Consider the following 12766-nt stretch of genomic DNA (forward strand, 5'->3'; position numbering starts at 1 on the left):
CCTGTAGGCGCGAGCTTGCTCGCGAACGGATTGCCCTGCAGCGCCGGCGCCACGCGGTTCGCGAGCAGGCTAGCTCCTGCGAACAGTCGTTTCCCGCCGGGAGGAGTTCCCCTTCGCGTGGCCGCAAGGCGGTGTCGCGACGTCTGATGTCGTGAAGCTGTGAGTTCGTGGACGCAGGCCAGGGAGTCCGGGCCGATATACTCAGCTTTCCGGACGTTGCCGTCCGGCTTGGGATGGATTCGCACAGAACTTCAAGGATTCGAACACATGCAATGGATTTTCATGCTGGTCGGCCTGGTCATCGGCATCGCCGCGGGCGAGTCGGTCACTGGGGCGGTGCTGGGCGCGGTGTTCGGCTTGGCGCTGGGGCAGGCCTTCGCGTTGCAGGGCCTGAAGCGGGAGAACGCCAGCCTTCGCGGTGAGCTGAAGGTCTTCGGCGAGCGCTTCGATCACGGCACCCAAGCTCTCTATGAACGGTTGTTGCAGGTAGAGCGCCGCGCCGCCGAGCAGGCGCCGCCGACCGGCGGCGAGTACGTCGCGCCGGAAGTGCCGGTTGCACCGGCTGAGCCCGAGGTCGAGGCGCCGGTCGGCGAGCCCGTTGCCACCGAACTGGACTGGAGCATCGAACTGCCCGCCGACGAGCTGGCGCCGGCTCCGGCCGCTGCCGCGCGGATGGATGCCCCCATCGAGTGGTCGGACCTGGTCCTGGAGCCGCTGGAGAAGCCCACTGCCCAGGCCCGCGTCGAAGAGGCGGCAGCACAATCGGAAGTCCCTCCCGCCGCGCCTCCGGTGCCACCATCCCCCCCTGTCCCGCCGCTGTTCGACCGCGCCCTCGGCGCCGCCCGCGACTGGCTCCTGGGCGGCAACACCGTGTTGCGCGTCGGCGTGGTGCTGCTGTTCCTCGGCCTGGCCTTCCTGCTGCGTTACGCCACCGAAGGCATGACCCTGCCGCCGCAAGGGCCCTACATCGGCACTGCCGCCGCCGCGCTGGCGTTGCTGGGCCTGGGCTGGTGGCTGCGTCATCGACGCCCGGCCTATGCGCTGGTCCTGCAGGGTACCGGCATTGCCGTGCTCTACCTGACGGTGTTCGCCGGCATCAAGCTGTACCCGGCGATGAACCACGGCGAGGTGCTGATCGATCCGCAGGCCGGCTTCGCGCTGCTGGTGGCGGTCACCCTGTTCTCGGCGATCCTGGCGATCCTCCAGGACGCCCTGGGCCTCGCCGCAGCCGCCGCGCTGGGTGGCTTCGCCGCGCCGATCCTGGCGTCCACCGGCGGCGGCAACCACGTCGCGCTGTTCAGCTACTTTGCGTTGCTCAACGCCGGCATCTTCGCCATCGCCTGGTTCAAGGCCTGGCGGATGCTCAACCTGATCGGTTTCTTCGGCACCTTCGGCATCGGCCTGGCCTGGGGGCTGCGTGCGTACCGGCCTGACCTGTTCGTCACGACCGAGCCGTTCCTGGTCCTGTTCTTCCTCACCTACGTCGCCATCGGCCTGCTGTTCGCCCGCCGCCGCCTGCGCGAGGCCGCCGGCGCGCCGCAGGACGACACCCGCGAAGCGCTGCTGCGCTGGTCGGCGCGACAGACCGACTATGTCGATGGCACCGTGCTGTTCGGCACGCCGCTGGTGGGCTTCGGCCTGCAGTACGGGATCATCCAGCACCTGGAGTTCGGCGCGGCGTTCAGTGCGCTGGCGCTGGGGCTGTTCTACATGGTTCTCGCGCGTTTGCTGGCCGGGCGCACCACCGGTCGCGCGCTGTTGCTGGTAGAGACCTGCCTGGCGCTGGGCGTGGTGTTCGGCACCCTGGCGATCCCGCTGGGCCTGGACGCACGCTGGACCTCCGCCGCCTGGGCCGTGGAAGGCGCCGGCATCTACTGGCTGGGCCTGCGCCAGCAGCGGCCGCTGGCGCGCATCTTCGCGCTGTTGCTGCAGGCCGGTGCGGCGCTGGCGTTCCTCGCCGACCTGCGTTCCGACCCGCTGTCGCTGCACCTGCTGGAAGGCGCGCCGCTGGGCGCGCTGATGCTCGGCGTGGCGCTGCTGTTCAGCTTCTGGAACCTGCGCAATGCCGATCCGCAGACGTTGCGCCACTGGGAACCGAACGTCCGTCCGGCGCTGGCGACTCTCGGGCTGGCCTTCCTCTACCTGATCGCGCCGCTGTGCCTGGGGGCCGACGGTACCGCGATGGTCTGGGCCGTTGCGGGGCTGGCCACGTTGTTCGCCGGCCTGCGCCTGCGTTCGCGCACCTTCCTGGCCTGCGCCTTTGCGGTGCAACTGCTGGGCGGGGCGATCTTCCTCCTGCACCTGCGGGGGGCCGAGGCAGGCGGTGGCGTACTGGGTTCCGGTTGGCGCGGCCTGGTGGCCGCCTCGTTGATCGGTCTGGCGCTGATCGCCGGGATGCTGATCGCCGCCCGCGACTCCCTGGTGCGCGATGACCGCCGGCTGATGCTGGGGTTGAGCGTGGTCCTGCTGCTGGGGCTGGCCTTCATCAACCTTGCGGTACTGTTCGTGCTGCCGTGGCAGACCGCTGCCGCCGTCTGGGCCGGCAGTGGATTGCTGATCCTCTGGCTGAGCCTGCAATTGCAGCAGCGCGCGGCCTTCGTCTTCGGCCTGGGGTTGCAGGTGATCGGCGCCGGCGCCTTCCTGTTCAGCGGTCCGGCGCTGTTCGGCGACCTGCCCGGCGAGGGCCTGAAGCCGTTGGCGCACATGGGCTTCTGGACTCCGGTGGTGCTGGCGCTGGCCGCATTGGTCGGCGCCTGGCGCCTGCACCGGGCCAGCGAGCGCGAGCGTCGTCTGGCGTTGTCTGGATTGGGCCTGGAGCAACTGTCGCAACTGCTGCTGGTCTGGGGCGCCGGCTGGTGGGCGCTGAGCGCGCTGTGGGAGATCGCCCGCTTCGTGCCCGCTGAGATGCGTGAACACGTGGCCCTGCTGGTGGCTGCGATCAGCATCGGCCTCGGTTCGCTGCTGGCGCGCCGCGAGCAATGGCGCGCGCTGGCGCTGCTGTGCCTGGCGCTGGTGCCGCTGTCGCTGGTGGCGCTGGCCAGTGCCTGGAACCTGCAATATCACCCGCTGGCGGCGCTGGGCTGGCTCGGCTGGGTGGCGGTGTTCGCGGTGCACTTCTTCACGCTGCGCCGACTCGATGCATTGCTGCCGCGCCGTGCCGCGCAGGTAGCCCATGTGCTGGGCTGCTGGCTGATCCTTGGCGTGCTGGCGCTGGAGCTGCGCTACCTGTTCTTCGCCCTGGCCGAGCATTACAACGCCTGGCGCTGGCTGGGCTGGGCGCTGGTGCCGAGTCTCTACCTGATCCTCATGGGCGGCGTCGCGCGCCTGCCCTGGCCGGTGGCGGCCTTCGAGCGCGAGTACCGGGCGATTGCCGCTGTGCCGGTGGCCGTGGCGTTGCTCGGCTGGTTCTGGCTGGTCAACCTGTTCAGCGACGGTTCGGCGGAGCCTCTACCCTACCTGCCGCTGCTCAACCCGCTGGAGCTGGGCATGCTGATCGTGCTGGTGGCGGTGTTCCAGTGGACGCGCCTGGGCCTGCCGCAGCTGGGCGTGGCCGAATCCACCCTGCGCCTGCCGGTGCAGGCGGTGCTGGGGGCCTCGCTGTTCGCCCTGCTGACTCTGATGGTCTGCCGTGCCGCGCACCACTGGGGCGGCGTGCCGTTCGATGCCTTCGCCCTGCGCGAGTCGATGCTGGTGCAGGCGGGGCTGTCCATCGTCTGGGCACTGATCGCGCTGGGCCTGATGATCGCCGGGCACCTGCGTGGCCGCCGTGATTTCTGGCTGGTCGGCGCGGCGCTGCTGGTGGTCGTGGTGGTCAAGCTGTTCCTCGTCGACCGCGCCAGCGGCGGCAGCCTGGAACGCATCATTTCCTTCATCGGCGTCGGCGTGCTGATGCTGATCGTCGGCTACTTCGCGCCGTTGCCGCCGCGCCGGCCGACGCCTGAACCGCAACGGGAGCAACCCTCCGCATGAAGCTGAAAACCTTCCTCCTGCTCGTCGGCGCGTGCCTGGCCGGCACCGCCGTTGGCGCCGTACCGACTCCGGCCGACTTCGCCAACCGGGTGCCGCTGGAGGTGGCCGGCAAAGGGCCCTGGTACCGCCTGCAATTGCCGATCGAGGTGCTGTTCGGCGCCCGCCACGGCGATCTGCGCGACCTGCGCATCTTCAATGCCGAGGGCGAGGCGCTGCCCTACAGCCTGCGCACCGGTGCCGCCAGCGAGAAGCGTGTGCGCAGCGAGGTGCAGGCGCGCATCTTCCCGTTGCGCGGTGCTTCCGGCAGCGCGGCCGGCGACAACCTGAAGATCGTCCGCAGCACCACCGGCACCATCCTCGAAATCACCCCGAACGCGCCTGCCCAGGACAAGACCCAGGTACTGCGCGGCTGGCTGCTGGAAACCGGTTCCGGCGATTTGCCGCTGGACCGCCTGCAGCTGGACTGGGCGGCGGACAGCGATGGCTTCCAACGCCTGCGCATCGAGGCCAGCGACGACCTGGAGCACTGGCGTTCCCTGGGTGAAGGGCAACTGGCGCGGCTGGATTTCAACGGCCAGCGCATCGAGCAGAACGACATCGCGCTGCCCGGCGAGACGGCGCGCTACCAGCGCCTGTGGTGGGAGTCGCCGCAACAGGCCGCGCAACTGGCCGGCGCCGTCCTGAGCGGCAGTCGCAACAGCACCGGACCGGTGCCCATGCTGTGGTCCGCGCCGCTGGCCGCCAAGGCCGACGCCGAGGGCGCGTTCAGCTGGAGCCTGCCGCTGGCGCTGCCGGTGGAGCGCGTGCGGATTCCGCTGGAGCGGGCCAATACCTTGGCACCGGTGGTGCTCTCCGGTCGCCGCGATGGCGCCGTGCAGTGGGCGCCGCTGGCGCGTGGCGTGCTCTACCGGCTGCCGGGGGAGGGCGGCGAGATCACCCAGGAGGAACTGGAACTGCCCGGCGGAGCGGTCAGCCAACTGCGCCTGCAACTGGATGCCCGTGGTGGCGGCCTGGGCGGCTCGACGGCGAACCTGAGCATCGGTATCCGCGCGACCGAAGTGGTCTTCCTCGCCCGTGGCGGCGAGCCCTATCAACTGGCGGTCGGCAGCGCATCGGCCACCGACGGCAGCCTGCCGCTGGCCACCCTGGTGCCGGGCTTCGATCCCAGGCGCCTGTCCGTCATGGGCGATGCGCACCTGAAGGGCGCTCTGCAGCCCCAGGCGTCCGTGACGCAGAGCGCGCCGCCGAACGCTGACGGCCGCTGGAAACGTTATGGCCTGTGGGCCGTGCTGCTGGCCGGGGTCGTCCTGCTCGGGCTGATGGCGCTGAGCCTGTTGCGCAGCAGTCGCCCGCAAAACTGAGCAAGGTTCACGGAGATAGCCGCGAGATAGGGGGCCGCCGGGGAAAACTCTGCTACTGTGATGGCGTTCTGTCCGCCCAATAAAAACAAGCACGGAGTAGCAGGATGATCAGACAGGCGCTCACCCCGTTGGCGGCTGCCTGCGTATTGGCGATTGCCTCGCAGGCCTCGGCAGCCCCTTCTCCCTATTCGACCCTGGTGGTGTTCGGCGACAGCCTCAGCGACGCGGGCCAGTTCCCCGACGCCGGCGGCCCGCCCGGCGCCTCCACGCGCTTCACCAACCGCACCGGTCCGACCTATCTGGAAGGCAGCGGCGAAGCCTTCGGACCGACCGCGCCGATGATCCTCGGCGGCAAGCTGGGCGTCTCTTCCGCCGACCTCAATCCCTCGACCTCGCTGGTCAGCGGCACCCAGGACGGCAACAACTGGGCGGTAGGCGGCTACCGTACCGACCAGATCTACGACTCCATCACCGCGCCGGATGGCTCGGTGGTCAGTGCCGGGGGCGATACCCGTACGCGCGACGGCTATCTGGTCGGGCGCCGGGCCGATCCGAATGCGCTCTACTACCTCACCGGTGGCGGCAACGACTTCCTCCAGGGGCGGATTCTCGACGCCGCGAGCGCCGGCGCCGCAGCCGGGCGCCTGGTGGACAGCGTCGAGGCCCTGCACCAGGCCGGCGCGCGCTACATCATGGTCTGGCTGCTGCCTGACCTGGGGCTGACGCCCGCTACCAACGGCACGTCCCTGCAACCCTTCGGCACCGAGCTCAGCGGTATCTTCAACCAGCAGCTGGCGGCCCAACTGGCGGCGACTTCTGCGAACGTCATCCCGCTGAACATCCCGCTGATGTTCCAGGAAGTGCTCGCCGATCCCGGTGCCTTCGGCCTGGCGACCGGCACGAACCTGGTGGGCACCTGCTTCAGCGGCAACGGCTGCCCGGAAAACCCGCTCTACGGCCGCCACGGCGCGACCCCCGACCCGACCAAGCTGATCTTCAACGACGGCGTGCACCCGACCATCGCCGGCCAGCGCCTGATCGCCGACTACGCCTACTCGGTACTCTCCGCCCCGTGGGAAGCGACCATGCTGCCGGAGATGGCCCTGGGCACCTACAACGCCTACCAGGACCAGTTGCGCAGCCAATGGCTGGCGGACTGGGAAAACTGGCAGGGCACCGGGCAGTGGCGCGGCTTCGTCACCGGTGGCGCCCAGCACCTGGACTACGACGACCAGGACAGCGCGGCCGACGGCGACGGCTACGGCGCCAACCTGACCCTGGGTACCAGCTATCGTCTCGATGACGCCTGGCGCGTCGGCGGTTCGCTGGGCTTCTACCGGCAGAAGCTGGAACTGGGCTCGGACGACTCCGACTACAAGCTCAACAGTTACCTGGGCAGCCTGTTCGTGCAGTTCCAGCAGAACCGTTGGTGGGCCGACGCCTCGGTGACCGGCGGCAAGCTCGACTTTGATGATGCCAACCGCAAGTTCTCCATCATCGACCACGAGGTCGAGGAGAAGGCCGATACCGACGGCAGCCTGCTGGCCTTCAGCGGCCGACTGGGCTACGACATCGCCCAGGGTGGCGAGAACTGGCACCTGTCGCCCTTCGTCAGCGCCGACTGGGCGCGGGTGAAAGTGGACGGCTACGAAGAGGACAGCGGCCGCTCCACCGCGCTGGCCTATGACGAGCAGAACCGCTACTCCCGTCGCCTCGGCGCCGGCCTGCAGGGCAAGCTGGACCTGTCGCAGGACACCCAGTTGTTCGGCGAGGTCGCGGTGGAGCGCGAGTATGCCGACGACACCCGGAACATCGGCATGAACTTCACCAGTTTGCCGGCGAACGGCTTCACCCTGCAGGGCTACACCCCGCAGAGCCACCTGCAGCGCGCCACCCTCGGCTTCGCCCAGAAGCTGACCCCGGAGCTGTCGCTGCGCGGCGGCTACAGTGCGCACCGCAGCAGCGATGACCTGGCCCAGGGCGTGAGCCTGGCGCTGAGCCTGGACTTCTGATCGCCTGAGGTGAACGGCGCGGGGTGACGGGCGGACTCGGCCGTCACCCCGCTTTCTTTCCAGTGGACCGCTCGCCGCGCGGCCGAAGGTCGCGGGGCCGATCGACTTTGGGGAACTGCCCGTGCGCGGCGGGCTCCAAGCATTCGGCGAGCCTCTGCGCAAGGAGGCATCGCGGTCGTTTCCACGCTAGAATGCGCCCTGATTTTTTCCACCTTCTCCCCTGGAGCCTTCCATGTCCCGCGTTACCTTGAGCCGCTATCTGATCGAGCAGACCCGCAGTCACAACACCCCGGCCGACCTGCGCTTCCTCGTCGAGGTGGTCGCGCGCGCCTGCAAGGAAATCAGCCATGCGGTGTCCAAGGGCGCCCTCGGCGGCGTACTGGGCAGCATGGGCACCGAGAACGTGCAGGGCGAAGTGCAGAAGAAGCTGGATGTGATCTCCAACGAGATCCTCCTGGAAGCCAACGAGTGGGCCGGCAACCTGGCCGGCATGGCCTCCGAGGAAATGGACCATCCCTACCAGATCCCGGGCAAGTATCCCAAGGGCGCCTATCTGCTGGTCTTCGATCCGCTGGACGGCTCCTCCAACATCGACGTCAACGTCTCGGTCGGCACCATCTTCTCCGTGCTGCGCTGCCCCACCGAGTACCTGAGCCAGAATGACAGCCTGCGCGAGGAAGCCTTCCTCCAGCCGGGCACCACCCAGGTCGCCGCCGGCTACGCGATCTACGGCCCGCAGACCATGCTGATCCTGACCCTGGGCAACGGCGTCAAGGGCTTCACCCTGGATCGCGAGCTGGGCAGCTTTGTGCTGACCCATGAGAACATCACCGTTCCCACCAGCACCGCCGAATTCGCCATCAACATGTCCAACCAGCGCCACTGGGAAGCCCCGGTGCAGCGCTACGTCAGCGAGCTGCTGGCCGGCAAGGAAGGCCCGCTGGGCAAGAACTACAACATGCGCTGGATCGCTTCGATGGTGGCCGACGTGCACCGCATCCTGACCCGCGGCGGCGTGTTCATGTACCCGCGTGATGCCCGCGAGCCGGAGAAGCCCGGCAAGCTGCGCCTGATGTACGAAGCCAACCCGATGTCGTTCATCATCGAGCAGGCCGGCGGCGCCGCCACCAACGGCCACCAGCGCATCCTCGACATCCAGCCGGAGAACCTGCACCAGCGCGTTGCGGTGTTCCTGGGTTCCAAGGAAGAAGTCGAGCGCGCCACCGCCTACCACAAGGAAGGCTGATGCTCCGGGAGGCCCCCTGGCAGGCGTTGCTGGACTGGTGGTTCGGCAGTGCGCTGGATGCCGTCGAGGTGTCCGCGCAGCGTAACGCCCTGTGGTTTGGCAAGAGCGTCTGTCAGGATGTGGACTCCGACAACCGTTTCGGCGGCCTGGTGCGCCAGGCCCTGGACGGCGGCTTGCAGGAGTGGGAGCGCGAGCCGCAAAGCTGGCTGGCGCTGATCCTGCTGCTCGACCAGTTGCCGCGCATGATCTTCCGCGATACCTCGCGCGCCTACGCCGGCGACGCCCGCGCCCAGCGACTGGTGCGCCAGGGGCTGGAAGCCGGCTTCGACCGCAAGCTGCCGCGCATCGAGCGGGTATTCGCCTATATCGTGCTGGAACACGCCGAGGACCTGGCCAGCCAGGACGAGGCGGTGCGCCTGTACGAAGAGTTGCAGGCCGAATCCGGCGCCAGCGAGAAGGTGCTGTTCGCCGGCTTTCTCGCCTATGCGCGCAAGCACCAGGCGGTGATCGCCCGCTTCGGCCGCTTCCCTCACCGCAACGCCATCCTCGGACGCCCGTCCAGCAGCGAAGAAACGCAGTTCCTCACGGAACCCGGCTCACGTTTCTGACTCCAACACGGCGGCCGATCCGGCCGTCCTGTGCCAAGCTTGTTGGCCTGCCCCTACACAATGGAGTTGTCGATGTCCTTCCGCCGCCTCGCGCTCGTCGCGTTCTGTGTCGTCCTGGCTGCTTGCAGCAAGATCAACCAGGAAAACTATTCCAAGATCAAAACCGGCATGACCAAGGCTGAAGTCGAAGGCCTGCTCGGCAAGCCGACCGAGTGTTCCGGCGCGCTGGGTGTGTCCAGCTGCACCTGGGGCGACGACAAGGCCTTCATCAGCATCCAGTATGCCGGTGACAAGGTGCTGCTGTTCTCCGCCCAGGGCCTGAAGTAAGGCGAGTCGGAACGGGCGACAGGGTCGGATGCGACCGTTGTTTCCGTGCACCCTGAAAAAACGCCCCGAGGGGCGTTTTTTCATGGGCGATGCGGGGGGATCGAAACGCGACTGGTTCGGTGCCGAGCGGTTCGCGAGCAAGCTCGCTCCTACGAAGAGCGCTACGACGTTTCCCTGTAGGAGCGAGCTTGCTCGCGAACCGCATCCGCAGGAGCGTAGGGCGTAAACGTTCGGCGCTTGGTCCCTGGCCCCGAGCTCGGCACCGGGTCCGCCGGCGGGCGAGTTGAAACGGCGTACCACCGCGAACGGTTGTACGCCCTTGCGATCAGTTCAGCAGCGTGCGCAGCACATCGGCGAACTCGCGGGCGCTCTGCTCTTCGAGCGGGTGCTTGCCGTCACGCACGCGCCACTGGCCGGCGACCATCACGTCGCGTACCTGGCGGTCACCGCCGGCGAACAGCCAGCGATTGAGGATGGCGTCGCCACGGGCGGTCTGCAGGTAGGGATCGCCGCCATCGAGCACCAGCAGGTCGGCGCGCTTGCCGACGGCCAGTTCACCGGTGGGTTGGCCGAGGGCCTGGGCGCCGCCGGCGAGGGCGCCGTCGAACAGGGTGCGGCCGACCATCGGCTGGTTGGCGCCATACAGACGATTGCGGCGCTGGTCGCGCAGGCGCTGGCCGTATTCCAGCCAGCGCAGCTCCTCGACCACGCTCAGGGTGACGTGGCTGTCCGAGCCGATGCCGAAGCGACCGCCCTGGGCGAGGTAGTCCACCGCCGGGAAAATGCCGTCGCCCAGGTTCGCCTCGGTGGTCAGGCACAACCCGGCCACCGAGCCGCTGCGCGCCATCGCCGTCACTTCGTCGGCCTCGGCGTGGGTGGCGTGGACCAGGCACCAGCGCGCGTCCACCGCGACGTTCTCGTACAGCCACTGCAGCGGACGGCGGCCGCTCCAGGCCAGGCAGTCGTCGACTTCCTTCTGCTGCTCGGCGATGTGGATGTGCACCGGGCAATCGCTGGCATCGGCGCCCAGCACCTCGGTGATCTGCTGCGGCGTGACGGCGCGCAGGGAGTGGAAGCACAGACCCAGCCTCTGCTGCAGCTGGTTCGACAGGTGCGCGCGCAGGCCGTCGATCAGTTTCAGGTAGCTGTCGGTGCTGTTGATGAAGCGGCGCTGGCCTTCGCTCGGCGCCTGGCCGCCGAAGCCGGCGTGGGAGTAGAGCACCGGCAGCAGGGTCAGGCCGATGCCGGTGTCGCGCGCCGCCTGGCTGACGCGCAGGGCCAGCTCCGCCGGGTTGGCGTAGGGCGTGCCGTCGGCGTCGTGGTGCACGTAGTGGAATTCGGCGACGCCGGTGTACCCGGCCTTGAGCATTTCGATATAGAGCTGGCGGGCGATCGTCTCGACCTGTTCAGGCGACAGGCGGCCGACCAGGCGGTACATCAGGTCGCGCCAGGTCCAGAAGCTGTCGTTGGGGTTGCCGGCGACTTCCGCCAGGCCTGCCATCGCGCGCTGGAAGGCGTGGGAGTGCAGGTTCGGCATGCCGGCGAGCAGCGGCCCGGCCACGCGCTCGGCGCCTTCGGCGCTGGCGTCCGGGGTGATCGCGGTGAACAGGCCGTCGGCATCGATCTCGAAGCGGACATTGCGTGCCCAGCCGGAGGGCAGCAGGGCGGATTCGGCGAACAGGACGGACATGCGCGGGCCTCGCAGGTTTCTTCGAATTTGTATATACATATACAGACGTTTGCCGAGGCCGTAAACTGCAAGGCAACCCGGCGGTCGTCGAAGGACTTGTATGCACCGGTCGAATCCGGTACATGCCGGAGGCAGATCCAGTCCTCGCCCATCGTCGCCACGACAAGGAGTTTCCCGTGCCCGCATCGCCCACGCCTACCCCGCCCGCCGAGGGTTCGTCGCTCGCCGCGCAGATGGGGGAAATTCCCGCGCCGCTGTATGCCCGCGTCAAGCAACTGATCATCCAGCAGATCCAGTCCGGGACCTGGCCGCCGCACCACCGCGTGCCGTCCGAGGCGGAGCTGGTCGACGAGCTGGGCGTCAGCCGCATGACCATCAACCGCGCGCTGCGCGAGCTGACCGCCGACGGCCTGCTGGTGCGCATGCAGGGCGTGGGCACCTTCGTCGCCGAGCCCAAGGGCCAGTCGGCGCTGTTCCAGGTGCAGAACATCGCCGAGGAAATCACCGCCCGCGGGCACAAGCATCATTGCGTGGTGGTCAGCCTGGTCGAGGAACTGGCTACCGCCGAGCGTGCGCTGGCGCTGGACGTGCGCGAGGGACAACGCATCTTCCACTCGATCATCGTGCACTACGAGAACGACATCCCGGTGCAGATCGAGGACCGCTACGTCAACGCCGCCGTGGCGCCAGACTACATGAAGCAGGATTTCACCGGGCAGACGCCGTTTGCCTACCTCACGCAAGTGGCGCCGCTGAGCGAGGGCGAACACGTGGTCGAAGCGGTGCTGCCCAGCCCCGAGGAATGCAAGCTGCTGTCCGTCGACCGCCACGAGCCGTGCCTGTTGATCCGCCGGCGGACCTGGTCGGGACGCAATACCGTGACCAGCTCGCGCCTGCTCTATCCGGGCTCGCGCTACCGCCTGGAAGGACGTTTCAGTTCATGACCGATGTGAAGCTGCTGCGCGCCGCCGATTACCCGGCGATGCCCTGGAAGAACGGCGCGGGCACCACCCGCGAGATCGTCCGCGATGCCGGCGACGGCCTGGAAGGCTTCGGCTGGCGCGTGTCCATCGCCGACGTCGGCGCGCCGGGGCCATTCTCCGCGTTCACCGGCTATCAGCGCGTCATTAGCGTGCTGGAAGGCGAGGGCATGCGGCTGAAGGTGGATGGCGCCGACTCCCGCGACCTGCGTGCGCTCGATGCCTTCGCCTTCGATGGCGCCAGCGCGGTGGACTGCACGCTGCTGGGCGGCGCGATCCGCGACTTCAACCTGATCTATTCACCGGCTCGCTACCGTGCGCGTCTGCAATGGCTGAAGCTGAATGGCTCCGCCCACTTTTTCAGCAGCGCTTCGACCGTGCTGTTGTTCAGCGCGGGCGAGGGTATCCATGCCAGCTTCAACGGTGTGGCCGGCGGGGTGCTGGGCCTGCATGACACGCTGATAGCCGAGGGCGACGGCACGCTGCAGGAGTGGCGGCTGACGGTGGTGGGGCGTGCGGATATCTGCGTGATCGAACTCGAAGCACGCTGAGCAAAAAGGGCGCCGGGAGGCG

Annotated in this window: 9 protein-coding genes; 8 read left to right on the plus strand and 1 reads right to left on the minus strand. The window is 68.4% G+C overall.

Annotated features, from left to right (window positions below):
- The first annotated feature begins 267 nt into the window (after positions 1-267).
- The 6 genes from ACYCAX_RS10675 (at position 268) to bamE (ending at position 9523) form a co-directional block, all read left to right on the plus strand.
- The gene (locus tag ACYCAX_RS10675; RefSeq protein WP_460247971.1) at positions 268-3969 is read left to right on the plus strand and encodes a DUF2339 domain-containing protein; all 3702 of its coding nucleotides are present in this window, start codon (positions 268-270) and stop codon (positions 3967-3969) included.
- Positions 3966-5330, plus strand: a complete 1365-nt coding sequence (locus ACYCAX_RS10680) for a DUF3999 domain-containing protein (protein WP_460247972.1) — start codon at positions 3966-3968, stop codon at positions 5328-5330. The genes ACYCAX_RS10675 and ACYCAX_RS10680 overlap by 4 nt, the downstream gene beginning before the upstream one ends.
- Before the next feature lie 104 nt (positions 5331-5434).
- Positions 5435-7342, plus strand: coding sequence for an esterase EstP (estP, locus tag ACYCAX_RS10685; RefSeq protein ID WP_015479304.1), 1908 nt, complete (start codon positions 5435-5437; stop codon positions 7340-7342).
- A 232-nt stretch (positions 7343-7574) separates the two neighbouring features.
- A complete protein-coding gene (locus tag ACYCAX_RS10690) occupies positions 7575-8588 on the plus strand; it encodes a class 1 fructose-bisphosphatase (RefSeq protein ID WP_460247973.1) in 1014 nt (337 codons plus the stop codon).
- Entirely contained in the window at positions 8588-9196 is a 609-nt protein-coding gene (locus ACYCAX_RS10695; protein ID WP_460247974.1) for a DUF924 family protein, read from the plus strand. The genes ACYCAX_RS10690 and ACYCAX_RS10695 overlap by 1 nt, the downstream gene beginning before the upstream one ends.
- Positions 9197-9268: 72 nt before the next feature.
- Positions 9269-9523, plus strand: coding sequence for an outer membrane protein assembly factor BamE domain-containing protein (gene bamE, locus ACYCAX_RS10700; protein WP_015479301.1), 255 nt, complete (start codon positions 9269-9271; stop codon positions 9521-9523).
- Between the two features lie 325 nt (positions 9524-9848).
- On the opposite strand, the gene ACYCAX_RS10705 is transcribed toward bamE, so the two are convergent.
- Positions 9849-11213, minus strand: a complete 1365-nt coding sequence (locus ACYCAX_RS10705; protein ID WP_460247975.1) for a formimidoylglutamate deiminase — start codon at positions 11211-11213, stop codon at positions 9849-9851.
- A gap of 233 nt (positions 11214-11446) precedes the next feature.
- Here ACYCAX_RS10705 and hutC point away from each other — a divergent pair, with 233 nt between their 5' ends.
- Positions 11447-12157, plus strand: coding sequence for a histidine utilization repressor (gene hutC / locus ACYCAX_RS10710; RefSeq protein WP_015479299.1), 711 nt, complete (start codon positions 11447-11449; stop codon positions 12155-12157).
- Complete coding sequence (locus tag ACYCAX_RS10715) at positions 12154-12744, plus strand: HutD/Ves family protein (RefSeq protein WP_015479298.1); 591 nt, start codon at positions 12154-12156, stop codon at positions 12742-12744. Before hutC ends, ACYCAX_RS10715 begins: the two co-directional genes overlap by 4 nt.
- Positions 12745-12766 lie beyond the last annotated feature (22 nt).

It is taken from the genome of Pseudomonas sp. MT3, assembly GCF_054720805.1.